Below are 22,177 nucleotides of genomic sequence, written 5' to 3'. Positions count from 1 at the left end.
AGCGGCGCAAGCCGCGTCGCCGGTAAATACACCCCCGTAGCAGCGGCGCAAGCCGCGTCGGCGGTAAATGCTCCCCTGTAGCAGCGGCGCGAGCCGCGTCGGCGGTGAATGCACCCCCTGTAGCAGCGGCGCGAGCCGCGTCGGCGGTGAATGCGGTGGACCAGGCAGAACGCGGTGAGGCCCGACACGGCTTGCGTCGCTGCTACAGGGGAGTTTCGAGAAGCTTGACCAATTTCGCTCGCTGCTGCGCGAAGTTGGCGTCGGCTTCGCTGCGCGATTGCTGCAGCTTGTCGATGCGGGTTTGCAGCTCGGTAACTTGGGCCTGCACATCACGCAGCTGGTCGAGCATCGACGTCGATACCTCCTGGCCCGCGCGCTCCTGGGTGGCGGCCTGCCCCTGCAATGTCGCCTGCTGGCCCTGCAAGGTCTGCACGTTTGCCGTGGCCACGGCAATCAGCGCATCGATTTCCGCCCGGCGACGGGCACAGGCCTTGTCCAGTTCTTCTACCGATGGATAGCGCTCGAGCAGCTGCGCATCGGCCTGCGCCTGCACGTCGGCCTGCTGCTTGATACGCAGTTCCTCGGCCGTGGGCGCAGGTGGCACCGTCTGCACCACCCGACCGGTCTGGTTGAGCACCTGATAACCCTTGCCCACGTACTCCGGCGGTACACCCTGGCGGTCCAGTACCGTCACGCCGCGGCTGTCGACATAGCGATAGAGCAGCATGCCCGGCGCTTCGGCGGCCATGAGCGTGGCCGGCAGCAGACCAAGCGCTGCGATCGCCAGCGCCCGCAAACGCACGTGATTAAATACCGTATTGCGCACGGTAGGCTTCGACCGCCGGCAGATGTTGCTTGAGCTGCGCATCGTCGGCGAGAAATTCCAGCACCTGGTTCAGCGAAACGATGCTGACCACCGGCACGGCGAAGTCACGCTCCACCTCCTGGATGGCAGACAGCTCGCCGTTGCCACGCTCCTGGCGATTCAAGGCGATCATGACCCCGGCGGCGGTCGCACCCTGCTGCTGGATGATCTGCATCACTTCACGGATGGCCGTACCGGCGGTGATCACGTCGTCGATGATCAGCACGTTGCCGGCCAACGGCGAGCCGACCAGGCTGCCACCTTCGCCGTGCGCCTTGGCTTCCTTGCGATTGAAGCACCAGGGCACGTCCAGCTGGTGCCGTTCGGCCAGTTGCACGGAAGTGGCGGCCGCCAGGGGAATACCCTTGTAAGCGGGGCCGAACAACACGTCGAAGGCGATGCCGCTGTCGACGATGGCTGCGGCATAATAGCGCGCCAGTTCAGCCAATGCGGCGCCGGTGTTGAACAGGCCGGCATTGAAGAAATAAGGACTGGTACGCCCTGATTTCAGGGTGAATTCGCCGAAACGCAGAACGCCTCGATCAATGGCAAAACGAATGAAGTCGCGCTGATAGGCCTGCATCGAAAAAGTCTCGGATACCACGGATTTAGCTAATTAGGTAGAGCTCGGGTATCATACACGCACAAGATTTTTGGGGCCATGTATGCGGATCATCAGTGTGAACGTCAATGGTATTCAGGCGGCAGTCGAGCGCGGGTTGCTCAGTTGGCTGCAGGCCCAGAATGCCGACGTCATCTGCTTGCAGGACACCCGTGCTTCCGCCTTTGAACTGGACGACGCCGCCTTCCAACTGGACGGCTACTTCCTTTATGCATGCGATGCCGAAGTGCCCGCCCAAGGCGGCGTGGCGCTGTACTCGCGGTTGCAACCCAAGGCGGTCATCAGTGGGCTGGGCTTCGAGACAGCCGACCGCTACGGGCGTTATCTGCAGGCAGATTTCGACAAGCTCAGTATTGCCACCCTGCTGTTGCCCTCGGGCATGAACGGCGATGAAGACTTGAATCAGAAGTTCAAGCTCATGGACGACTTCGGCAAGTATCTGGACAAGCAACGGCGCAAGCGTCGCGAATACATCTACTGTGGCTCGCTGTATGTAGCGCAACAGAAACTCGACATCAAGAATTGGCGCGACAGTCAGCAGTCGCCGGGTTTCCTGGCACCCGAGCGCGCCTGGATGGACGAAATCGTCGGCAACATGGGTTACGTCGACGCATTGCGCGAAGTCAGCCGCGAAGGCGACCAGTACAGCTGGTGGCCCGACAACGAACAGGCCGAGATGCTCAACCTGGGCTGGCGCTTCGACTACCAACTGCTCACACCTGGCCTGCGCCGTTTCGTGCGCAGCGCGCGCCTGCCGCGTCAGCCGCGTTTTTCCCAGCATGCGCCACTGATCGTGGACTACGACTGGACCCTGACGATCTGATCGTCAGGCACAAAAAAGCCGACCCCTCAAGGTCGGCTTTTTTGTTTGCGGCCTGTGGCCGCTCCTACAAACACTGCAAATCCCCTGTGGGAGCGGTCCGTGGCCGCGAAAAGAGCACCGCGTTACGACGATCCTACCGCGTCGCGCCGTCCGCGGCCGATGACCGCTCCCACAGACCTTGCAGATCCCCTGTGGCAGCCCGCTGCTACAGGGGTTACCTCACTCGCCCAGGGCGACTTTCTGCAGGGCGAAGATTTCTTCCATGCCGTGTTGAGCCAGCGCCAGCATGGCGTTCAGCTCGGCGGGCTGGAACGGCGCGCCTTCGGCGGTGCCCTGCACTTCGATGAAGCCACCGGTGCTGGTCATCACCACATTGAGATCGGTCTCGGCTGCGGAGTCTTCCAGGTAGTCCAGGTCCAGGACCGGCTCGCCCTGATACATGCCCACCGATACTGCAGCGATCATCTGCTTGAGTGGATCGCCACCTTTCAGGCCGCCGCGCTTCTTGACCATTTTCAAGGCATCGACCAACGCCACCATGGCACCGGTGATGGACGCGGTACGGGTACCGCCATCAGCCTGGATCACATCGCAATCGACATAGAGGGTGATGTCGCCCAGCTTGCTCATGTCCAGCGCTGCGCGCAGCGAGCGGCCGATCAGGCGCTGGATTTCCAGGGTGCGACCGCCTTGCTTGCCACGGCTGGCCTCGCGTTGGTTACGGTCGCCGGTGGCGCGTGGCAGCATGCCGTATTCGGCCGTCAGCCAACCTTGGCCCTGGCCCTTGAGGAAGCGTGGAACGCCGTTTTCGACGCTGACGGTGCAGATCACCTTGGTGTCGCCGAACTCTACCAGCACAGACCCTTCGGCGTGCTTGGTGTAGTTGCGAGTGATGCGGATCGAGCGGAGCTGATCGGCGGCGCGACCACTTGGACGTTTCATCGGGATACCTGTACTGGACTCAAATCTGACGGGCATTATAGGGCGTCCGACCACGAATTGCCCGCGCGGGGTCGGAGCGGGACATTGTAGATGGCCTCTTCGCGGGCAGAGCGCTCGCGCCCGCCCCGCTGCAACAGTGTGTGCAATGCCATGCGGGGATGGACAAGGCAGCATTGGGAGCCAGCGCCAGGTTGCGCTACAATCCTGCGCCTCGATTCATCCTCCACCGCCTGCGAGGTTTCTCCCCCATGGTGCACAGCATGACCGCCTTCGCCCGCTGCGAACGCGCCGCGGCCCAGGGCACCCTGAGCTGGGAGCTGCGCTCGGTCAATCACCGCTACCTGGAACCGCACCTGCGCCTGCCCGAGGCCCTGCGCGACCTCGAGGGTTCGGTGCGCGAAGCGCTGCGCCAGGGCCTCTCGCGCGGCAAGGTCGAATGCACCCTGCGCTACACCGAGGAAACCGGCGGCCAGCCCCTGCAGGTCGATCGCGAACGCGCCACCCAGCTGATAGCCGCCGCCGAGACCATCGCCAGCTTGATCAAGCAGCCTGCACCGCTCAACCCACTGGAAGTGCTGGCCTGGCCTGGCGTGCTGGTGGCCGATGCCAGCGATCCGCAGGCGCTGAGCACGGCCGCCAACGAACTGTTCGCGCAGGCGCTGGCCGAGCTCAAGAATGGCCGCGTGCGCGAAGGCGCCGAACTGGCCCGGCTGATCAACGACCGGCTCGACGCCATGAGCAGCGAGGTCGCCACCTTGCGCAGCCTGGTCCCACAGATGCTCAGCGCGCAACGGCAGAAGATCCTCGATCGCTGCGCCGACCTCCAGGCCGAACTCGAACCACAGCGCCTGGAGCAGGAAATGGTCCTGCTGGCGCAGAAAAGCGACGTCGCCGAAGAGCTCGACCGCCTCGCTACCCACGTTACCGAAGTGCGGCGCGTGCTCAAGGCCGGCGGCGCCGCCGCCCGGCGCCTGGATTTCCTCATGCAGGAACTCAACCGCGAAGCCAACACCCTGGGCTCCAAAGCCTTCGACCCACGCAGTACGCAGGCTGCCGTCAACCTCAAGGTGTTGATCGAGCAGATGCGTGAACAAGTGCAGAACATTGAGTAAGGCCACCCCGTCATGAACCACAGCACCGGCACCCTTTACATCGTTTCGGCCCCTTCGGGCGCCGGCAAGACCAGCCTGGTCAAGGCCCTGATCGACGCCCAGCCGTCCATTCGCGTCTCGGTCTCGCACACCACCCGCGCCATGCGGCCGGGCGAAGCCTGTGGCGTGAACTACCACTTCGTCGACCGCGAAACCTTCATCGACATGATCGGCCATGGCGATTTCCTGGAGCAGGCCGAAGTGTTCGGCAACCTCTACGGCACGTCCCAGAGCCACCTGCAGCAGACGCTCGACGAGGGCCACGACCTGATCCTGGAAATCGACTGGCAAGGCGCCGAGCAAGTGCGTCGGTTGATGCCCGCAGCGCGCTCGATCTTCATCCTGCCGCCCTCGCAGCTGGCGCTGCGCCAGCGCCTGACCAACCGCGGCACCGACAGCGACGAGATCATCGAGACGCGCATGCGCGAAGCGGTCAGCGAGATGAGCCACTATGTGGAATACGATTACCTGATCATCAACGACGACTTCGCCTCGGCCCTGGAAGACCTGAAAGCAGTGTTTCGCGCCAACCGCCTGCAGCAGCAGGCGCAGCAGCAAAGGCACGGCAATTTGCTGGCCGAGCTGCTTGCCTGAAAACAAAGCTTCCCTAAACGCTGGTGATTTTTTAAACTGTCTAGTCCGCTCGCCCATCCGGGCTGCGCGCATAATCGCATTTGCTACGAGGAAGACCATGGCCCGCGTAACCGTTGAAGACTGCCTAGAACACGTGGATAACCGTTTCGAGCTGGTCATGCTCTCCACCAAGCGCGCTCGCCAACTGGCGACCGGCGGCAAAGAGCCGAAAGTGGCGTGGGAAAATGACAAGCCTACCGTGGTAGCCCTGCGTGAAATCGCTGAAGGCCTGATCAACTATGCTGTTATTGCCGAAGCTGAAATCGTTGAAGACGAGCCCCTGTTCGCAGCGTTCGAAGACGAGGCCAACGAGGCCGTCTGAGTCCATGCCCGGTCGACGCTGTACGGCGCGAGGTTCTATCCCACATCGGCAGGAGGTTTTCCCTTGCCGAGCATAGACGCCCTCGCCGATCGCCTGTCGACCTACCTCGGCAAGGAACAGGTCAACCTGGTCCGCCGAGCGTACTTCTACGCCGAACAAGCCCACGACGGCCAACGCCGTCGCAGTGGTGAAGCCTACGTCACGCATCCGCTGGCGGTGGCAGGCATTCTCGCCGACATGCACATGGACCATCAGAGCCTGATGGCGGCCATGCTGCACGATGTGATCGAAGACACCGGTATCGCCAAGGAAGCACTCAGTGCCCAGTTCGGCGAAACCGTGGCCGATCTGGTCGACGGGGTCAGCAAGCTGACCCAGATGAACTTCGAGACCAAGGCCGAGGCCCAGGCGGAAAACTTCCAGAAGATGGCCATGGCCATGGCCCGGGATATCCGTGTGATCCTGGTCAAGCTGGCCGACCGCCTGCACAACATGCGCACCCTCGAGGTGCTGTCCGGCGAAAAGCGCCGGCGCATCGCCAAGGAAACCCTGGAGATCTACGCGCCCATCGCCAACCGCCTGGGCATGCACAACGTGCGCGTCGAATTCGAGGACCTGGGCTTCAAGGCCATGTACCCGATGCGCTCGGCGCGTATCTACCAGGCCGTCAAGCGCGCCCGGGGCAATCGCAAGGAACTGGTCAACAAGATCGAGCAGTCCCTGGCCCATTGCCTGTCGGTGGATGGCATCGAGGGCGATGTCAGCGGGCGGCAGAAACACATCTATGGCATCTACAAGAAGATGCGCGGCAAGCGCCGCGCCTTCAACGAGATCATGGACGTGTACGCTTTCCGCATCGTGGTCGACAAGGTCGACACCTGCTACCGCGTGCTCGGCGCCGTGCACAACCTGTACAAGCCGCTGCCGGGTCGCTTCAAGGACTACATCGCGATCCCCAAGGCCAACGGCTACCAGTCGCTGCACACCACCTTGTTCGGCATGCACGGGGTGCCCATCGAAATCCAGATCCGCACCCGTGAAATGGAAGAGATGGCCAACAACGGCATCGCGGCCCATTGGCTGTACAAGTCCAGTGACGACGAACAGCCCAAGGGCACCCATGCCCGTGCCCGTCAATGGGTCAAGGGCGTGCTGGAAATGCAGCAGCGCGCGGGCAACTCGCTGGAATTCATCGAGAGCGTGAAGATCGACCTGTTCCCGGACGAGGTCTACGTGTTCACGCCCAAGGGTCGCATCATGGAGCTGCCCAAAGGCTCCACGGCGGTCGACTTCGCCTATGCGGTGCACACCGACGTGGGCAACAGCTGCATCGCCTGCCGCATCAATCGACGTCTGGCCCCGCTCTCCGAGCCGTTGCAGAGCGGCTCGACGGTGGAAATCGTCAGCGCACCCGGCGCCAGGCCCAACCCGGCCTGGCTCAACTTCGTGGTCACCGGCAAGGCCCGCACGCACATTCGCCATGCCTTGAAGCTGCAGCGTCGATCCGAGTCGGTGAACCTGGGCGAGCGCCTGCTCAACAAGGTGCTCAATGGTTTCGACAGCGCGCTGGACACGATTCCCGCCGAGCGCATCCAGGCGATGCTGGCCGAGTACCGCCTGGAGCTCATCGAAGACCTGCTCGAAGACATCGGCCTGGGCAACCGCATGGCCTATGTGGTGGCTCGACGCCTGCTGGCGACCGATGGCGGCGAGCAACTGCCCAGCCCCGAAGGGCCGCTGGCCATTCGCGGCACCGAGGGCCTGGTGCTCAGTTATGCCAAGTGCTGCACGCCGATTCCCGGCGATCCCATCGTCGGTCACCTGTCGGCGGGCAAGGGCATGGTGGTTCACCTGGAAAACTGCCGCAACATCAGCGAAATTCGCCACAACCCGGAAAAGTGCATCCAGTTGGGCTGGGCCAAGGACGTCACGGGCGAGTTCAATGTCGAACTGCGCGTGGAGCTCGAACACCAGCGCGGCCTGATCGCGCTGCTGGCCAGCAGCGTCAACGCGGCCGATGGCAACATCGAGAAAATCAGCATGGACGAACGCGATGGCCGCATCAGCGTGGTCCAGCTGGTGGTCAGCGTGCACGACCGGGTGCACCTGGCCCGCGTGATCAAGAAACTGCGCGCCCTGGCAGGCGTCACCCGTCTCACGCGCGTGCGTGCCTGAGGCGCAGAACCTTCATTTCAAGGAGCTGTTCATGACCAAGACCGTAATCACCAGCGACAAGGCCCCGGCCGCCATCGGCCCCTATTCCCAAGCCATCAAGGCTGGCAATACCGTCTACATGTCCGGCCAGATCCCACTGGATCCCACCACCATGGAGCTGGTCGAAGGTTTCGAAGCCCAGACCGTGCAGGTCTTCGAGAACCTCAAGTCGGTGGCCGAGGCGGCCGGTGGTTCGTTCAAGGACATCGTCAAGCTCAACATCTTCCTGACCGACCTGGGCCATTTCGCCACGGTCAACGAAGTGATGAGCCGCTATTTCCAGCAGCCCTACCCGGCCCGTGCCGCCATTGGCGTTGCCGCCCTGCCCAAAGGCGCGCAGGTTGAAATGGACGCTATCCTGGTCATCGAATAAGCCGCTTCGCGCGCTGCGGCCACTGGCTGCAGCGCCATTCGCCAGCAAGGACTTCCTTCATGCGTCACGCGCTCGCCCTATCTCTGGCCGCCCTGTTCCTGGGCGGCTGCGCCAGCCACGAAAACGTGGACCCCAACGGCGTCTGGATCAATCAGAAAGCCATCGATGCCGCGGCCAAGGGCGCAAGCCTGCGCCAGGCGCTGCTGGCCAACGGCCCGACTTTGGAGTGGTCGATCGACACCGTGGCCGGCCAGGCCCGGTTCAGCAATGGCTTCGAAGAAGGCGAAGGCAAGCTGCTGCCTCAGGCCGACGGCCAGCTCAAGGTGGACTTCTACGGTAACGGCGAAGACACCCTGAAGGTCGACGGCGATACCCTGCAGCAGGCAGCGAGCGATAACGCTCCGGTGCAGACGTTCAGCAAGTCGGCGACGCCCGTGCGTGCGGACACGCCAGCGGGCAGCACCTTCGAGCAGGCGCTGTACACCGCCTACATGGGTGGCGACTGGAAAGTGGTCGAGGGCCCGGGCAAGGGCGGCGTGGCGCATTTCCTTCCAGACGGACGCATCGATGGACTGGCCGGCCTGGATCGCTACGCCCTGTGCCTGGCGGGCGACTGCGCCGCCATGAGCGGCGAGTTCGACAGCATGTGGCTGGAGCAGCAACAGCGTGGCAATGCGTTCATTTTTCGTCGCAACGGCAATCAGCTGGAAATCCTGCAGGCGCTCAACCAGGCCCAGGATGACGAAATGCCCAACCTGGTGCCCGGCACCCGGCGCTGGTTGCTCAGCAAGTAACACCAGGCGAATGCACGACTATCGTTCCAGCAAGGCCGCGTACCCTTCACGGTAGGTAGGGTACTGCGGCAGCCAGCCCAGCGCCTTGGCGCGCGCATTGCTGCACCGCTTGGAACCGGTGCGGCGAATGCTCTGGGTCTGCGACCGATGGGTGACGCCAAGGTAGCTGCGCAGCCATTCCACGACCTCGTGCAGGGCCGTCGGGGCATCGTCGACACCTATATAGCAATCATTGAGCACCTCATCCCGGGCGTCCGCCTGCAGCAGAAACGCCAGCAGGCCGGCGGCGTCATCTGCGTGAATGCGGTTGCCGTACAGCGGCGGCTGCGACGCGACCTGATACCCCTCACGTACCTGAGCGGCCAACCGCTCACGGCCAGGACCATAGATGCCGGTCAAGCGCACGATGGTTGCGGGAGCCGGGGCATTCAGCGCCAGTTGCTCGGCCTTGCACATCAGTTGCCCGGAAAACCCGCTCGGCGCTGCCGGCGAGGTTTCATCGACCCATTCCCCCTCGGTCTGTCCGTACACACTGCTGCTGGACACGAAGAAGATTCGCCTGGGCGTCTGCTGGTTGTCTGCCAACCAGGCCAATACGTGACGCAGACCGTCGACATAGGCGGCCTGATAACCCGCCTCGTCATGCTGCGTGGCGGCCACGCAATACAGCAGGTAATCCAGGGGCTCCCGTGGCCAGGCATCGGGGCATCGAGCCTGGTGCAGGTCGGCGGCGACGCCGAGCACGCCGGCGGGCAACCGCTCGACCTGCCGCCGCAGGCCGTGCACGCGCCAGTCCAGCGCCAACAGACGGCGGGCAACGCGACTGCCGATATCGCCGCAGCCGGCAATCAATACAGTGGGTGAGGTCATGCGCAAGGCTCCTGAAAGTCAGGCGTCGAGCCTACCCGCGCCGGGGCTTTTGCGGCCAGCGGAATTAAATAAGTTACATTATTACTTTTGCTAACAAGAATTACTTGCAATAATACTTCCCCAATCTGTTCTCGGTCTTTCGCGAGGCCTTGCAGAACGTTGACCCCTTTTCTCTCTTCTCAGGTCCGGCCAGCATGATTCGCAAACACCCTTCCGCTTCGCCAAACCAGCCACGCGCATGGCGCGCCATTGCAGCGTTGCTGCTGGGCCTGGCCATCGCCCCGCTGTCATTCGCCGACGCCACCGCTCCGAACACTGCACCCAACACGGCGCCCGCCAGCACCGCGGCACCGGCCAATGCCGTGCCTGCCGCAGCTCCTGCGCAGGGATCGGAGCAGCTGGCCCCGGCGCCGGCCGAGCAGGCGCTGGTCGAAGACACCACCCTGGGCATGGGCCACGACCTGTCTCCCTGGGGCATGTACCAGAACGCCGACATCGTGGTGAAGGCCGTGATGATCGGCCTGGTCATCGCCTCGATCATCACCTGGACCATCTGGATCGCCAAGGGCTTCGAGCTGTTGGGCGCCAAGCGTCGCCTCAAGGGTGAAATTGCCGCGTTGAAGAAGGCTGCCAACCTCAAGCAGGCAAGCGAAACCGCCACCCGCAAGGGCACGCTGGCCAACCTGCTGGTACACGACGCGCTCGAAGAAATGCACCTGTCGGCCAATGCCCGCGAGCGTGAAGGCATCAAGGAGCGCGTGAGCTTCCGTCTCGAGCGCCTTGTAGCTGCCTGCGGCCGCAACATGAGCATGGGCACCGGCGTGCTGGCCACCATCGGTTCCACCGCACCCTTCGTCGGCCTGTTCGGCACCGTATGGGGCATCATGAACAGCTTCATCGGCATCGCCAAGACCCAGACCACCAACCTGGCGGTCGTCGCACCCGGCATCGCCGAAGCCCTGCTGGCCACGGCCCTGGGCCTGGTCGCGGCCATTCCCGCGGTGGTCATCTACAACGTCTTCGCCCGCTCCATCGCCGGCTACAAGGCGCAGGTATCGGATGCTTCGGCGCAGGTGCTGCTGCTGGTCAGCCGTGACCTCGACCACCAGCCAGGCGAGCGCGCAGCTCAGCCGCAGATGGTCAAGGTGGGCTGACCTATGGGCCTGCACCTGAACGAAGGCGGCGATGATCTCGCCGAGAACCATGAAATCAACGTGACGCCGTTCATCGACGTCATGCTGGTGCTGCTGATCATCTTCATGGTCGCCGCCCCCCTGGCGACCGTGGACATCAAGGTCGACCTGCCCGCGTCCACCGCCAAACCGGCGCCGCGGCCCGAGAAGCCGGTATTCTTGAGCGTCAAGGCCGATCAGAACCTGTACGTGGGCGATGACCGCATCGAGCGTGCGCAACTGGGCCAGATCCTCGACGCCAAGACCCACGGCAACAAGGACACGACCATCTTCTTCCGGGCCGACAAGGGCGTGGATTACGGCGACCTGATGGAAGTGATGAACACCCTGCGCGGCGCGGGCTACCTGAAGGTAGGCCTGGTCGGACTCGAGACGGCAGCCAAGCAATGATCACGACGCGCCAGAAAACGACGCGTTATGGTGCCAGCCTGGCGGTAGTCCTCGGCGTGCATGCAGTTGCCGTGGTGATTGCCTTGAACTGGCCCGCGCCGCAGCCTATCGAGCTGCCGCCGCAGGCCATGATGGTGGAGATGGCGCCGCTGCCCGAGCCTGCGCCACCGCCGCCACCCCAGGTCGTCACACCCCCTCCGCCGCCTGAACCGGTGGTCGAGGACCCGTTGCCGAAGCTGGTCGAAGCGCCCAAGCCGACCATCTCCGTGCCCAAGCCGACGCCGCCCAAGCCCAAGCCCAAACCGCAGCCGCCCAAGGTCGAGAAGAAACCCGAACCGCCCAAGGAGCAACCGCCGGCCGAACAGACCGTCGACAGCCGCCCTGCTCCCCCGCAACCGGCCAAGCCGGCAGCGCCCGCGCCAAGTGTGCCATCCAACAGCAATGCACTGCCCAGCTGGCAGAGCGACCTGCTGCGTCATCTGGCCAAGTACAAGAAGTACCCCGAAGACGCGCGTCGCCGCGGCATGACCGGGGTCAACCGCTTGCGCTTCGTGGTGGACGCCGACGGCAAGGTGTTGTCGTATTCCCTGGCGGGCGGTTCTGGCAGTGCCGCACTGGATCGCGCGACCATGGAGATGATCCGTCGGGCGCAACCCTTGCCCAAGCCGCCGGCGGAAATTCTGGTCAATGGCAGCCTGGAAGTGGTCGCACCTTTCGTCTACTCGCTGGACAAGCGCTGAATCGCGGATATTGATGCGGTTCGGCACGGTTGATAACGTGCGTCTATCGGTTGCAGCCGCTATGCTGGGCTCGCAACTTCATGGACGCACGTTATGACCCTCACAGAATTGCGCTACATCGTTACCCTGGCCCAGGAACAGCACTTCGGCCACGCCGCCGAACGCTGCCACGTCAGCCAGCCTACCCTGTCGGTAGGCGTCAAGAAGCTTGAGGACGAGCTCGGCGTGCTGATCTTCGAACGCAGCAAGAGCGCCGTGCGCCTGACCCCGGTGGGTGAAGGCATCGTCGCCCAGGCACAGAAGGTGCTAGAGCAGGCCCAGGGCATTCGCGAACTGGCCCAGGCCGGCAAGAACCAGCTGACTGCCCCGCTCAAGGTCGGCGCCATCTACACCGTCGGCCCGTATCTGTTCCCGCACCTGATTCCGCAGCTGCACCGCGTTGCGCCGCAGATGCCGCTGTACATCGAGGAAAACTTCACTCACATCCTGCGCGACAAGCTGCGCAATGGTGAGCTGGACGCCGTGATCATCGCGCTGCCGTTCAATGAAGCCGATGTGCTGACCCTGCCGCTCTACGACGAGCCGTTCTACGTGCTGATGCCTGCCGACCACCCGTGGACGCGCAAGGAAACCATCGACTCGGGCCTGCTCAACGACAAGAGCCTGCTGCTGCTGGGTGAAGGCCACTGCTTCCGTGACCAGGTGCTGGAAGCCTGCCCCACCCTGACCAAGGGTTCGGAGGGTGCCAAGCACACCACCGTCGAGTCCAGTTCGCTGGAAACCATTCGGCACATGGTCGCGTCGGGTTTGGGTGTTTCGATCCTGCCGCTGTCGGCAGTCGACAGCCATCACTACGCCCCCGGCATCATTGAAGTCCGCCCACTGACCCCGCCGACGCCGTTCCGCACCGTGGCCATCGCCTGGCGCGCGAGCTTCCCGCGACCCAAGGCGATCGAGATCCTCGCCGACTCGATCCGCCTGTGTTCGGTGGCCAAACCGGTGGGCCGCGACACGCCATGACCGAGCTGGCTCAGGTAGCGGTCACTGCGCTCAAGGGCGTGGGCGATGCCATGGCGGAAAAACTCGCCAAGGTCGGTCTTGAAAACCTGCAGGACGTGTTGTTCCACTTGCCCCTGCGCTATCAGGACCGTACCCGCGTGGTGCCGATCGGCGCGCTGCATCCCGGCCAGGATGCGGTCATCGAAGGTGTAGTCAGTGGTGCCGACGTGTCCATGGGCAAGCGGCGCAGCCTGCTGGTGCGCCTGGGCGACGGCAGTGGCTCGTTGAGCCTGCGCTTCTATCACTTCAGCAATGCTCAAAAGGAGGCGCTCAAGCGCGGCACGCACCTGCGTTGCTACGGCGAAGCGCGGCCCGGCGCTTCGGGGCTGGAGATCTACCACCCCGAATACCGCGTCCTGACCGGTGAAGAAGACATTCCGGTCGAACAGAACCTGACGCCGATCTACCCGACCACCGAAGGCCTGACCCAGCAGCGTCTGCGCCAGCTCTCCCAGCAGGCCCTCGACCTGCTGGGGCCGCGCAGCCTGCCCGACTGGTTACCTCTGGAGCTGGCGCGCGAGCATCGACTGGCGCCGCTGGACGAAGCGATCCGCTACCTGCATCGGCCACCGCAGGACGCCGATCTCGAGGAACTTGCGGTCGGTCATCACTGGGCTCAGCACCGCCTGGCCTTCGAAGAGCTGCTGACCCACCAGCTTTCGCAGCAACGCCTGCGCGAAAGCCTGCGCGCCCAGCGCGCACCCGTCCTGCCCCTGGCCAAAGACTTGCCGGGGCGCTACCTGCACAACCTGGGTTTTGCACCGACCGGGGCGCAGCGTCGGGTCGGTGCGGAAATCGCCTACGACCTGAGTCAGCCGGAGCCGATGCTGCGCCTGGTGCAGGGCGACGTCGGCGCCGGCAAGACGGTGGTGGCCGCCCTGGCTGCGCTGCAGGCGCTGGAGGCGGGCTATCAGGTTGCCCTGATGGCGCCGACCGAGATTCTCGCCGAACAGCATTTCATTACCTTCCAGCGCTGGCTCGAACCGCTGGGCATCGAAGTCGCGTGGCTGGCCGGCAAGCTCAAGGGCAAGGCGCGGGTCAGTGCACTGGAACGTATCGTCGGCGGCGCGCCCATGGTGGTGGGTACCCATGCGCTGTTTCAAGCCGAGGTGCAGTTCGCCCGCCTGGCCCTGGTGATCATCGATGAGCAGCATCGTTTCGGCGTGCAGCAACGTCTGGCGCTGCGGCAGAAAGGCGTGGGCGGCACCCTGTGCCCGCACCAGTTGATCATGACCGCCACGCCCATCCCGCGGACCTTGGCCATGAGCGCCTACGCCGACCTCGACACCTCCGTACTCGACGAGCTGCCACCCGGGCGCACGCCGGTCAACACCGTGCTGGTGGCCGACAGCCGTCGCCCCGAAGTGGTGGAGCGGGTGCGTGCCGCTTGTGCCGAAGGCCGCCAGGCCTATTGGGTCTGCACCTTGATCGAGGAATCCGAAGAGCTGACCTGCCAGGCCGCGCAGAGCACCTTCGAAGAACTGACCCTGGCCCTCGGCGAGCTGCGCGTCGGGCTGATCCACGGGCGCATGAAGCCGGTCGAGAAGGCCGCAGTGATGGCGCTGTTCAAGGCCGGCGAACTGCAGCTGCTGATCGCTACCACGGTGATCGAAGTCGGGGTCGATGTACCCAACTCCAGCCTGATGATCATCGAGAACCCGGAACGCCTCGGGCTTGCCCAGCTTCACCAGTTGCGCGGTCGAGTCGGTCGCGGCAGTGCCGCCAGCCACTGCGTGCTGCTCTACCACCCCCCACTGTCGCAGATCGGTCGGGAACGGCTGGGCATCATGCGCGAGACCAATGACGGCTTCGTGATCGCCGAAAAGGACCTGCAGCTGCGGGGCCCTGGCGAGATGCTCGGCACCCGGCAGACCGGACTGCTGCAGTTCAAGGTCGCCGACCTGATGCGCGACGCCGACCTGCTGCCGGCCGTGCGCGATGCCGCTCAAATGCTGATCGAACGCTGGCCCGGGCATGTCACGCCACTGCTCGAACGCTGGCTGCGCCATGGACAGCAATACGGTCAAGTCTGACGCGCGCCGGAAACTTGCGCGATAGAGGTCTCGGTTTCCCAGGCAAGCTGAGTATACTGAGACGAATGTAGGACAATGGATGCAGACCATGAATGAATATGCGCTGGAAGCCGTCACTCAGCACGCCCCCTCGGTGATCCAGAAGATGCTCGACGATTTCGGCATCGCCTGGACCAAGGTGGACGCCAAGCACGTGACCGCTGCCGATGCCAGTCGCACGATCCAGGCCGTGCTGCTGGCCGATGCGATCGGTGCGCTCATGGTGCTGTTTCCGCAGAGCAAGCTGCTGGACCTCAGCCGCCTGGCCGAATTGACTGGGCGCAAGCTCACTGCGGTGCCCGAAGAGCGCCTGATGAAGATGCTGGGCAAGCACCAGCTGACCGTGCTTCCGGCCCTGCCGATCCTGACCAGCTCGCCGTGCCTGTACGATGAGCGCCTGATGCTCGAACCCACGTTGCTGATCAGTTCCGGGGAGCCGGGTGTCTGGCTGCAGCTCAGCGGCGACGATTTCCGCAAGATGCTTACCAAAGCCAGCTCGGGCGTCTTTGGCGAACCGCTGGCCAATGTCCGCCCCAACCTCGATCGTCCCGACGACGACAGCCAGGAAATCGACCGCGCCGTGCAGAATTTCACCGCACGGCGAATTCAGCAGCGCCTGGAGTCGACCATCGAGATTCCACCGCTGGCGGCCACTGCGCAGAAAATCATCAAGCTGCGTGTCGACCCCAACGCCACCATCGACGACATCACCGGCGTGGTCGAAACCGACCCGGCGCTGGCCGCGCAAGTGGTCAGCTGGGCCGCTTCGCCCTACTACGCGTCACCGGGCAAGATTCGTTCGGTGGAAGATGCCATCGTCCGCGTGCTGGGTTTCGACCTGGTCATCAACCTGGCGCTGGGCCTCGCCCTGGGCAAGACCATGAGCCTGCCCAAGGATCACCCTCAGCACGCCACACCCTACTGGCACCAGTCCATCTACGTCGCGGCGGTGATCGAGGGTCTGACCCGCGCCATGCCGCGGGCCAGCCGCCCGGAAGCAGGCCTCACCTACCTGGCCGGCCTGCTGCACAACTTTGGCTACCTGCTGCTTGCCCACGTCTTTCCGCCGCATTTTTCCCTGATCTGTCGCCACCTCGAAGTCAATCCGCATCTGCAACATGACTTCGTCGAGCAGCATCTGCTGGGTGTCACCCGCGAGCAGATGGGCGCCTGGCTGATGCGCTATTGGGAAATGCCGGAAGAGCTGAGCACGGCGCTGCGCTTTCAGCATGACCCTGGCTACACCGGTGAGCACGCCGCCTACGCCAACCTGGTCTGCCTGGCCATCCGCTTGCTGCGCAGCCGCGGCATCGGCAGCGGCGAGCAGCATATTCCGGACGCCCTGTTCGAACGCCTGGAGCTGAGCCGAGACAAGGCCGAAGATGTCGTGAGCAAGGTGCTGGAAGCCGAAGCGCTGTTGCGCGAGCTGGCCCACCAGTTCGACTGACCGGTGCGCGGGTGCCTCAGCGCTTTTTCGGCTTGAGGTATTTCATCGCGCCCTGGAACCACACGACCAGTGCCGGATTGCCCTTGATCTGAATGTGCTTGTCCTGGATGCCTTGCATGAAGGCCAGCTGTTTATTGCTGGCTTGCAAGGTGTCGTAGCCGTATCCGGCATCCCTGAAGGCAATCGCGAACGCCGGCTGCGCCACGCTGCCGCTGCGGCTGGTCACGCGTTGATCACGCACGGTGAAGTGCCGGGCGATCTTGCCGTCCAGTGTCTGCAACTGGAACACCAGGTCCTTGTCCTTGAGTTGCTGAGTGAATGCGGGGTTGTTGCGGCTGGCGCGGGCCATCATCAGGCCCATGGCCCAGAGCAGAAGGCGGAATTTCATGGCGAGGTCTCGGCGCGGTAAAGTGCTGGCGAGTGTACCGGCAATGCCTTGCTCAAGGCAGTCCGGCTACCGCTGGGCACGATGTTTGGCAGGTATGCCGGCAGTGGTGGCGGCGCGTACGTCGCAGGCACCCGGCGAACCGGGTGCCATGGCGGGCTGCGCTCAGCGGCGCGGCAGCGGACACCTCACTTGGTGGTGTTCACGCTGTCCTTGAGAGATTTCCCAGGCTTGAAGGCGACGGTATTGCTGGCCTTGATCTTCACCGGCTCGCCGGTCTGCGGATTCTTGCCGGTGCGGGCGCCGCGGTGACGCTGGATGAAGGTGCCGAAGCCCACCAGGGTGACACTGTCCTTGCGATGCAGTGCACCGGTGATTTCTTCGAGTACGGCATTCAAGACGCGGTTGGCCTGTTCCTTGGTCAGGTCCGCTTTTTCAGCAATGGCATCTACGAGCTCTGGTTTACGCATGGTGAAGCCTCTCATTGACGGTTTTTGTTTTTATTGGCGGCTGCCTGGAGGACGGCGACGCCCAACTCGCCGCAGGCTCTACGCTGCGGCAGACGGAGTGAGAATGGCACGCTGCACGAGGGCGCGCCAGTGTCTGCCACGGGTTTGTTGCGGCCAGATGCCGGTTATTCCGACAGAACGGCGCCGATCCGCGCGCCGGGCCTGCCTGTGGGTGGCGATCAGCCGATCTCGATCATTTCGAAATCCATCTTGCCCACGCCACAATCAGGGCACAGCCAGTCTTCGGGCACGTCTTCCCAGCGGGTTCCGGGAATGATCCCATCCTCGGGCCAGCCATCGGCTTCGTTGTAGATCAGGCCACAGACGATACATTGCCACTTCTTCATCATTTCCCCTTGGTATTCAGGCGGTCTGGCAGGCGCTCGATGGTGTGACGTTGTCGCCCGGCTCTCGCGGTTTGTACTGATCAACGCCGTGCGATGCAAGCTTCATCAGGTGCGGGCGGCCAATCGGCGCCGGCAAACATGATAAGCTCGGCGTCTTTCCGGCCGACCCGATTCACTACCGTGCCCCATTCAGGATACCCCTCCCCCGATTGGCAATGCCTGGCCGATGCCGAACCGCTGGTACACGACTGGCTGTTCGACCCGGGCTCCCTGACCCGCCGCTTGATCCAGCTCAGCGATGATCATTTCGGCGTCAGCGTGCTGCTGCAGGATTGGCAGCCGCTACGCGATGAAGAGTGCCTGATGCTGGGTGTGCCGTCGGCCAGCCAGGGTTGGGTGCGCGAGGTCTGCCTGCTCGGCCACGGCCAGCCATGGGTGTTCGCCCGCAGCGTGGCGGCGCGCAGCAGCCTGCAGGCCAGCGACCTGGATCTGCAGGCGCTGGGCAACCGTTCGCTCGGCGAGCTGTTGTTCTGCGACCCGGCGTTCGTCCGCGGCCCCATCCAGACCTGCCGCTACCCGGCCCGGTGGCTGCCCGCGCAGCAGGCTGGCGAGGGCCTGTGGGCGCGGCGTTCGCGTTTCGACCGCGGCCCGTTGGCGGTACTGGTTGCCGAAGTATTCCTGCCGCCGCTGTGGCAAGCCGTTCGTACCCAAATGGAGAGCCGTTGATGTACCAGAGCCTGCTCAAGTCGCTGAACCGGCTGAACCCGCGCGCCTGGGATTTCGTTCAGCTCACGCGCATGGACAAGCCCATCGGCGTCTACCTGCTGCTCTGGCCGACGCTGTGGGCCCTGTGGATCGCCGGCGAAGGACGGCCTTCGCTGGCCAATCTGGTGATTTTCGTGGCCGGCGTGGTGTTGATGCGTGCGGCTGGCTGCGTGATCAACGATTTCGCCGACCGCAAGGTCGACGGGCACGTCAAGCGTACCGAAGCGCGGCCACTGGTCAGCGGCAGGATCAGCAGCAAGGAAGCACTGGTGTTCTTTGCCGTACTGGTCAGCATCAGTTTCATTCTGGTGCTGTGCACCAACGCGCAGACCATCGGCCTGTCGGTCGGTGGCCTGGTATTGGCGGCGAGCTACCCGTTCATGAAGCGCTACACCTACTACCCACAGGTAGTGCTGGGCATGGCGTTCTCGTGGGGCATGCTGATGGCGTTCACTGCCGAAACCGGCGAGCTGCCAGCCGCCGCCTGGCTGCTGTGGATCGCCAACCTGCTGTGGACGGTGGCCTACGATACCTACTACGCCATGACCGACCGCGACGACGACCTGCGCATCGGGGTGAAGTCCACCGCCATCCTGTTCGGTGCTGCCGATCGGTTGATCATCGTCATGCTCCAGGGGCTGGCGCTGGCCTGCCTGCTGCTGGCCGGCGCGCGGTTCGGCCTCGGCGGCTGGTTTCATGCAGGCCTGGCGGTAGCCGCCGTGTGCTTCGGCTGGCAGTGGTGGCACAGCCGCGAGCGCGAGCGGATGGCCTGTTTCAGGGCGTTTCTGCACAACCACTGGGTGGGCCTGGCGATCTTCGTCGGTATTGTGCTCGACTATGCGTTGCGTTGAGGGGCCTTGGGTTGCTGCCGTCCCTGGCAGTCGCAGCGTATCGAGCCAGGCCGGTCAGTCTTCTACAGGGCGCGCCACTTGCCAGGCATTTTCCTTCTTGCCATCGCCACTGGTTTCGCCGGGCTTCTTGTCGCCCTTGTAGGTGTACAGCGGACTGCCCATGTACGCCCACTGCAAGCTGCCGTCGTCGCGGCTGAGCACGGTCCAGTCGCCGTCGTCGCTGGCGCCCTTGTCGGCCATCAGCGGCGGCCAGTTCTTCGCGCAGTCGGCGTTGCACGTCGATTTGCCGTCTTCGTCCTCGGCGTAGGTGTAGAGCGTCATGCCGCGACCATCGACGAACGCCTTGCCCGGTTCCAGGCGCGGGTGATCGGCGGCCATCGCCATGCCGGACAGCGTCAGCGCCAGGGCGCCACACAGGGCCGTCCAGGCCGAAGTCGTGCGAGTCTTCATGAGTGCTTCTCGTCTTCAATGAACAGGGATTTACAGCTTAGTACAGTCTGACTAATTTGATACGCTCGAACACCTGTCACACGACTGCAATAATTGCGTTATCTAATGCGGCGCATGACAGGGTAATGACAAGAGGTTCGCACAATGGCTGGCAGGAGCATTCTCATCGTCGACGATGAGGCACCGATCCGCGAAATGATCGCCGTGGCCCTGGAAATGGCAGGCTACGACAGCCTGGAGGCGGAGAACGCGCAGCAGGCCCACGCGATCATCGTCGACCACAAACCCGATCTCATCCTGCTCGACTGGATGCTGCCCGGCACCTCGGGCATCGAATTGGCCCGGCGCCTCAAGCGCGACGAGCTGACCGGCGATATCCCGATCATCATGCTCACCGCCAAGGGTGAGGAAGACAACAAGATCCAGGGCCTGGAAGTCGGTGCCGACGACTACATCACCAAGCCGTTCTCGCCGCGCGAACTGGTGGCCCGGCTCAAGGCCGTGCTGCGCCGAGCCGGCCCCAGCGATGGCGAATCGCCGATCGAAGTCGGCGGCCTGCTGCTCGACCCGATCAGCCATCGCGTCACCATCGACGGCAAGCCCGCCGAAATGGGCCCCACCGAATACCGCCTGTTGCAGTTCTTCATGACCCACCAGGAGCGTGCCTACACCCGCGGGCAGCTGCTCGACCAGGTCTGGGGTGGCAACGTCTATGTCGAGGAGCGCACCGTGGACGTGCATATCCGTCGTCTGCGCAAAGCCCTGGGTGACGCCTACGAAAATCTGGTACAAACCGTGCGCGGCACCGGTTACCGCTTCTCCACCAAGAGCTGAACCGGCAGGCTTTCACAGCAAAGGATGCGCTATACGTGAAACAAGACTGGTATGCCACCCTGGTGCGTCACATGCTGCTGCTGGTGGCGGGGTGCCTGTTGGTCGGGATGCTCACCGGCCACTACGGCTGGTGTCTGGCAGCAGGCCTGGCGGTGTACCTGGCCTGGACCCTCAAGCAACTGTTGCGTCTGCACCGCTGGCTGCGCGAGCACCAGCCGGATCAGCCGCCGCCCGACGGTTATGGCCTGTGGGGCGAGGTATTCGACAGCATCTATCACATGCAGCGCCGCGATCAGCGCGCGCGGGGGCGGCTGCAGGCCGTGATCGATCGCGTGCAGGAGTCCACCGCAGCCCTGCGCGATGCGGTGATCATGCTCGACGCCGACGGCAACCTGGAATGGTGGAACCGCGCCGCCGAGACGTTGCTCGGGCTCAAGACCCCGCAGGACAGCGGTCAACCGGTGACCAACCTGATACGCCATCCACGCTTCAAGGAATACTTTGCGCACGAGCAGTACGCCGAGCCTCTGGAAATCCCCTCGCCGGTCAATGACCGCCTGCGTGTGCAGTTTCTGATCACCCGCTACGGCAACAACGAACACCTGATGCTGGTGCGCGACGTGACCCGCATTCATCAGCTGGAGCAGATGCGCAAGGATTTCGTGGCCAATGTGTCTCACGAGCTGCGCACGCCGCTGACGGTCATCACCGGCTACCTGGAAACCTTGCTGGACAACGTCGAAAACGTCAATCCACGCTGGACCCGGGCCCTGCAGCAGATGGAACAGCAAGGCGTGCGCATGCAGACCCTGCTCAACGATCTGCTGTTGCTGGCCAAGCTGGAAGCCACCGACTACCCCTCGGACAACCTGCCGGTGGCGGTCACGCCTCTGTTGCAGAGCATCGTCAGCGACGCGCGGGCCTTGTCCGGGCCACGTAACCAGACGATCAGCCTGGACATCGAAAACGATGTGCTGCTCAAGGGCAGCGAGGCCGAGTTGCGCAGTGCGTTCTCCAACCTGGTGTTCAACGCGGTGAAATACACGCCGGAACAGGGGACCATCCGTGTGCGCTGCTGGGCCGATGCCCAGAGCGCCCATCTACGGGTCCAGGACTCGGGAATCGGCATCGACGCCAAGCACCTGCCGCGCCTGACCGAGCGCTTCTATCGAGTGGATTCGAGCCGCGCTTCCAACACCGGTGGCACCGGGCTGGGGCTGGCCATCGTCAAGCATGTGCTGCTGCGCCATCGGGCCACGCTGGAGATCAGCAGCGTGCCGGGCCGTGGCAGCCTCTTCACCTGCCACTTCTCGGCGGTCCAGGTGGTGGTTCGGTAACCGCAGTCACGTGAAGCGCAGCGTGCCTTTCGCGGCCACGGACCGCTCCCACAGGGGTTGCAGTGTCGTTGTGGGAAGGCGGCATCCAGCGGCCTTATCGGCGCACCCCACTAGGCAAGTGCCTGCCCAGCCGTTACATTGCCAAACACATTACCCGCCCCGGGTATCGCCTCACTTCCCTTCCAGCAC

General features: G+C 63.9%; 25 protein-coding genes. 17 read left to right on the top strand and 8 right to left on the bottom strand.

The window, feature by feature from the left end; all coding sequences use genetic code 11:
* Positions 1-202: 202 nt before the first annotated feature.
* Positions 203-748, bottom strand: coding sequence for a DUF4124 domain-containing protein (locus IFT98_RS15185; RefSeq protein WP_192050407.1), 546 nt, complete (start codon positions 746-748; stop codon positions 203-205).
* A gap of 58 nt (positions 749-806) precedes the next feature.
* Entirely contained in the window at positions 807-1,448 is a 642-nt protein-coding gene (gene pyrE / locus IFT98_RS15180; protein WP_122479964.1) for an orotate phosphoribosyltransferase, read from the bottom strand.
* 82 nt (positions 1,449-1,530) lie between these two features.
* Between pyrE and IFT98_RS15175 the strand changes: the two genes are divergently transcribed.
* Positions 1,531-2,310, top strand: coding sequence for an exodeoxyribonuclease III (locus IFT98_RS15175; protein WP_043192186.1), 780 nt, complete (start codon positions 1,531-1,533; stop codon positions 2,308-2,310).
* 219 nt (positions 2,311-2,529) lie between these two features.
* Here IFT98_RS15175 and rph read toward each other — a convergent pair whose 3' ends face one another.
* Entirely contained in the window at positions 2,530-3,252 is a 723-nt protein-coding gene (gene rph / locus IFT98_RS15170; RefSeq protein WP_122479965.1) for a ribonuclease PH, read from the bottom strand.
* Between the two features lie 248 nt (positions 3,253-3,500).
* Here rph and IFT98_RS15165 point away from each other — a divergent pair, with 248 nt between their 5' ends.
* The 6 genes from IFT98_RS15165 (at position 3,501) to IFT98_RS15140 (ending at position 8,739) form a co-directional block, all read left to right on the top strand.
* The gene (locus tag IFT98_RS15165) at positions 3,501-4,364 is read left to right on the top strand and encodes a YicC/YloC family endoribonuclease (protein ID WP_192063057.1); all 864 of its coding nucleotides are present in this window, start codon (positions 3,501-3,503) and stop codon (positions 4,362-4,364) included.
* A gap of 12 nt (positions 4,365-4,376) precedes the next feature.
* Positions 4,377-4,997 (top strand): guanylate kinase, encoded by a 621-nt coding sequence (gene gmk / locus IFT98_RS15160; RefSeq protein ID WP_192050180.1) that lies wholly within the window; start codon positions 4,377-4,379, stop codon positions 4,995-4,997.
* Positions 4,998-5,094: 97 nt separating this feature from the next.
* On the top strand, positions 5,095-5,358 hold the full coding sequence (gene rpoZ, locus IFT98_RS15155) for a DNA-directed RNA polymerase subunit omega (protein WP_122796135.1): 264 nt from the start codon (positions 5,095-5,097) through the stop codon (positions 5,356-5,358).
* Between the two features lie 63 nt (positions 5,359-5,421).
* Positions 5,422-7,533 carry a bifunctional GTP diphosphokinase/guanosine-3',5'-bis pyrophosphate 3'-pyrophosphohydrolase gene (gene spoT / locus IFT98_RS15150; RefSeq protein WP_122479968.1) on the top strand — a complete coding sequence of 704 codons (2,112 nt, stop codon included), beginning with the start codon at positions 5,422-5,424 and terminating at the stop codon, positions 7,531-7,533.
* 31 nt (positions 7,534-7,564) lie between these two features.
* Entirely contained in the window at positions 7,565-7,945 is a 381-nt protein-coding gene (locus IFT98_RS15145) for a RidA family protein (protein ID WP_122716145.1), read from the top strand.
* Positions 7,946-8,004: 59 nt separating this feature from the next.
* The gene (locus IFT98_RS15140; protein ID WP_192050182.1) at positions 8,005-8,739 is read left to right on the top strand and encodes a hypothetical protein; all 735 of its coding nucleotides are present in this window, start codon (positions 8,005-8,007) and stop codon (positions 8,737-8,739) included.
* An 18-nt stretch (positions 8,740-8,757) separates the two neighbouring features.
* Here IFT98_RS15140 and IFT98_RS15135 read toward each other — a convergent pair whose 3' ends face one another.
* Complete coding sequence (locus IFT98_RS15135) at positions 8,758-9,609, bottom strand: SDR family oxidoreductase (RefSeq protein ID WP_192050184.1); 852 nt, start codon at positions 9,607-9,609, stop codon at positions 8,758-8,760.
* 194 nt (positions 9,610-9,803) lie between these two features.
* Between IFT98_RS15135 and exbB the strand changes: the two genes are divergently transcribed.
* From exbB to IFT98_RS15105, 6 genes are all read left to right on the top strand, one after another.
* Positions 9,804-10,763, top strand: coding sequence for a tonB-system energizer ExbB (gene exbB / locus IFT98_RS15130; protein ID WP_192050186.1), 960 nt, complete (start codon positions 9,804-9,806; stop codon positions 10,761-10,763).
* A gap of 3 nt (positions 10,764-10,766) precedes the next feature.
* A complete protein-coding gene (gene exbD, locus IFT98_RS15125) occupies positions 10,767-11,192 on the top strand; it encodes a TonB system transport protein ExbD (RefSeq protein ID WP_122479972.1) in 426 nt (141 codons plus the stop codon).
* On the top strand, positions 11,189-11,932 hold the full coding sequence (locus IFT98_RS15120) for an energy transducer TonB (protein ID WP_192050188.1): 744 nt from the start codon (positions 11,189-11,191) through the stop codon (positions 11,930-11,932). Before exbD ends, IFT98_RS15120 begins: the two co-directional genes overlap by 4 nt.
* 93 nt (positions 11,933-12,025) lie before the next feature.
* On the top strand, positions 12,026-12,952 hold the full coding sequence (locus IFT98_RS15115; protein ID WP_122716044.1) for a hydrogen peroxide-inducible genes activator: 927 nt from the start codon (positions 12,026-12,028) through the stop codon (positions 12,950-12,952).
* Complete coding sequence (gene recG, locus IFT98_RS15110) at positions 12,949-15,024, top strand: ATP-dependent DNA helicase RecG (RefSeq protein ID WP_192050190.1); 2,076 nt, start codon at positions 12,949-12,951, stop codon at positions 15,022-15,024. Before IFT98_RS15115 ends, recG begins: the two co-directional genes overlap by 4 nt.
* Before the next feature lie 88 nt (positions 15,025-15,112).
* Positions 15,113-16,510, top strand: a complete 1,398-nt coding sequence (locus tag IFT98_RS15105) for an aminoacyl-tRNA deacylase and HDOD domain-containing protein (protein ID WP_192050191.1) — start codon at positions 15,113-15,115, stop codon at positions 16,508-16,510.
* A 16-nt stretch (positions 16,511-16,526) separates the two neighbouring features.
* On the opposite strand, the gene IFT98_RS15100 is transcribed toward IFT98_RS15105, so the two are convergent.
* The 3 genes from IFT98_RS15100 to IFT98_RS15090 all read right to left on the bottom strand — a co-directional run bounded on the left by IFT98_RS15100 (position 16,527) and on the right by IFT98_RS15090 (position 17,751).
* Positions 16,527-16,898, bottom strand: a complete 372-nt coding sequence (locus IFT98_RS15100; RefSeq protein ID WP_192050193.1) for a helicase — start codon at positions 16,896-16,898, stop codon at positions 16,527-16,529.
* A 185-nt stretch (positions 16,899-17,083) separates the two neighbouring features.
* Positions 17,084-17,365 (bottom strand): HU family DNA-binding protein, encoded by a 282-nt coding sequence (locus tag IFT98_RS15095; protein WP_122479976.1) that lies wholly within the window; start codon positions 17,363-17,365, stop codon positions 17,084-17,086.
* Positions 17,366-17,583: 218 nt separating this feature from the next.
* Entirely contained in the window at positions 17,584-17,751 is a 168-nt protein-coding gene (locus IFT98_RS15090) for a rubredoxin (protein ID WP_122479977.1), read from the bottom strand.
* A gap of 180 nt (positions 17,752-17,931) precedes the next feature.
* Between IFT98_RS15090 and IFT98_RS15085 the strand changes: the two genes are divergently transcribed.
* Entirely contained in the window at positions 17,932-18,477 is a 546-nt protein-coding gene (locus IFT98_RS15085) for a chorismate--pyruvate lyase family protein (RefSeq protein WP_446730839.1), read from the top strand.
* Positions 18,477-19,367: a 4-hydroxybenzoate octaprenyltransferase gene (ubiA, locus tag IFT98_RS15080; RefSeq protein WP_192050197.1), complete on the top strand. Its 891-nt coding sequence runs from the start codon at positions 18,477-18,479 to the stop codon at positions 19,365-19,367. Before IFT98_RS15085 ends, ubiA begins: the two co-directional genes overlap by 1 nt.
* 54 nt (positions 19,368-19,421) lie before the next feature.
* Here ubiA and IFT98_RS15075 read toward each other — a convergent pair whose 3' ends face one another.
* Positions 19,422-19,817 (bottom strand): COG4315 family predicted lipoprotein, encoded by a 396-nt coding sequence (locus IFT98_RS15075; protein WP_122479980.1) that lies wholly within the window; start codon positions 19,815-19,817, stop codon positions 19,422-19,424.
* A 144-nt stretch (positions 19,818-19,961) separates the two neighbouring features.
* Between IFT98_RS15075 and phoB the strand changes: the two genes are divergently transcribed.
* Together phoB and phoR are read left to right on the top strand one after the other, a co-directional pair.
* Positions 19,962-20,651, top strand: coding sequence for a phosphate regulon transcriptional regulator PhoB (gene phoB / locus IFT98_RS15070; protein ID WP_192050199.1), 690 nt, complete (start codon positions 19,962-19,964; stop codon positions 20,649-20,651).
* 71 nt (positions 20,652-20,722) lie between these two features.
* Complete coding sequence (gene phoR / locus IFT98_RS15065; RefSeq protein WP_197976731.1) at positions 20,723-21,988, top strand: phosphate regulon sensor histidine kinase PhoR; 1,266 nt, start codon at positions 20,723-20,725, stop codon at positions 21,986-21,988.
* Positions 21,989-22,177: the final 189 nt, after the last annotated feature.

Origin of the sequence: Pseudomonas sp. CFBP 8770 (genome assembly GCF_014841705.1) — a bacterium.
In the GTDB taxonomy this organism is placed as follows: Bacteria; Pseudomonadota; Gammaproteobacteria; order Pseudomonadales; family Pseudomonadaceae; genus Aquipseudomonas.
The sequence above is the reverse complement of the archived record's forward strand: the minus strand, read 5'-3'. Positions and strand labels throughout refer to the sequence as shown.

Bases quoted from the DNA above. Each gene is read 5' to 3' on its own strand.
- IFT98_RS15185 (WP_192050407.1), bottom strand. From the start codon at position 748: ATGGCCGCCGAAGCGCCGGGCATGCTGCTCTATCGCTATGTCGACAGC.
- pyrE (WP_122479964.1), bottom strand. From the start codon at position 1,448: ATGCAGGCCTATCAGCGCGACTTCATTCGTTTTGCCATTGATCGAGGC.
- IFT98_RS15175 (WP_043192186.1), top strand. From the start codon at position 1,531: ATGCGGATCATCAGTGTGAACGTCAATGGTATTCAGGCGGCAGTCGAG.
- rph (WP_122479965.1), bottom strand. From the start codon at position 3,252: ATGAAACGTCCAAGTGGTCGCGCCGCCGATCAGCTCCGCTCGATCCGC.
- IFT98_RS15165 (WP_192063057.1), top strand. From the start codon at position 3,501: ATGGTGCACAGCATGACCGCCTTCGCCCGCTGCGAACGCGCCGCGGCC.
- gmk (WP_192050180.1), top strand. From the start codon at position 4,377: ATGAACCACAGCACCGGCACCCTTTACATCGTTTCGGCCCCTTCGGGC.
- rpoZ (WP_122796135.1), top strand. From the start codon at position 5,095: ATGGCCCGCGTAACCGTTGAAGACTGCCTAGAACACGTGGATAACCGT.
- IFT98_RS15145 (WP_122716145.1), top strand. From the start codon at position 7,565: ATGACCAAGACCGTAATCACCAGCGACAAGGCCCCGGCCGCCATCGGC.
- IFT98_RS15140 (WP_192050182.1), top strand. From the start codon at position 8,005: ATGCGTCACGCGCTCGCCCTATCTCTGGCCGCCCTGTTCCTGGGCGGC.
- IFT98_RS15135 (WP_192050184.1), bottom strand. From the start codon at position 9,609: ATGACCTCACCCACTGTATTGATTGCCGGCTGCGGCGATATCGGCAGT.
- exbB (WP_192050186.1), top strand. From the start codon at position 9,804: ATGATTCGCAAACACCCTTCCGCTTCGCCAAACCAGCCACGCGCATGG.
- exbD (WP_122479972.1), top strand. From the start codon at position 10,767: ATGGGCCTGCACCTGAACGAAGGCGGCGATGATCTCGCCGAGAACCAT.
- IFT98_RS15120 (WP_192050188.1), top strand. From the start codon at position 11,189: ATGATCACGACGCGCCAGAAAACGACGCGTTATGGTGCCAGCCTGGCG.
- IFT98_RS15115 (WP_122716044.1), top strand. From the start codon at position 12,026: ATGACCCTCACAGAATTGCGCTACATCGTTACCCTGGCCCAGGAACAG.
- recG (WP_192050190.1), top strand. From the start codon at position 12,949: ATGACCGAGCTGGCTCAGGTAGCGGTCACTGCGCTCAAGGGCGTGGGC.
- IFT98_RS15105 (WP_192050191.1), top strand. From the start codon at position 15,113: ATGAATGAATATGCGCTGGAAGCCGTCACTCAGCACGCCCCCTCGGTG.
- IFT98_RS15100 (WP_192050193.1), bottom strand. From the start codon at position 16,898: ATGAAATTCCGCCTTCTGCTCTGGGCCATGGGCCTGATGATGGCCCGC.
- IFT98_RS15095 (WP_122479976.1), bottom strand. From the start codon at position 17,365: ATGCGTAAACCAGAGCTCGTAGATGCCATTGCTGAAAAAGCGGACCTG.
- IFT98_RS15090 (WP_122479977.1), bottom strand. From the start codon at position 17,751: ATGAAGAAGTGGCAATGTATCGTCTGTGGCCTGATCTACAACGAAGCC.
- ubiA (WP_192050197.1), top strand. From the start codon at position 18,477: ATGTACCAGAGCCTGCTCAAGTCGCTGAACCGGCTGAACCCGCGCGCC.
- IFT98_RS15075 (WP_122479980.1), bottom strand. From the start codon at position 19,817: ATGAAGACTCGCACGACTTCGGCCTGGACGGCCCTGTGTGGCGCCCTG.
- phoB (WP_192050199.1), top strand. From the start codon at position 19,962: ATGGCTGGCAGGAGCATTCTCATCGTCGACGATGAGGCACCGATCCGC.
- phoR (WP_197976731.1), top strand. From the start codon at position 20,723: ATGCTGCTGCTGGTGGCGGGGTGCCTGTTGGTCGGGATGCTCACCGGC.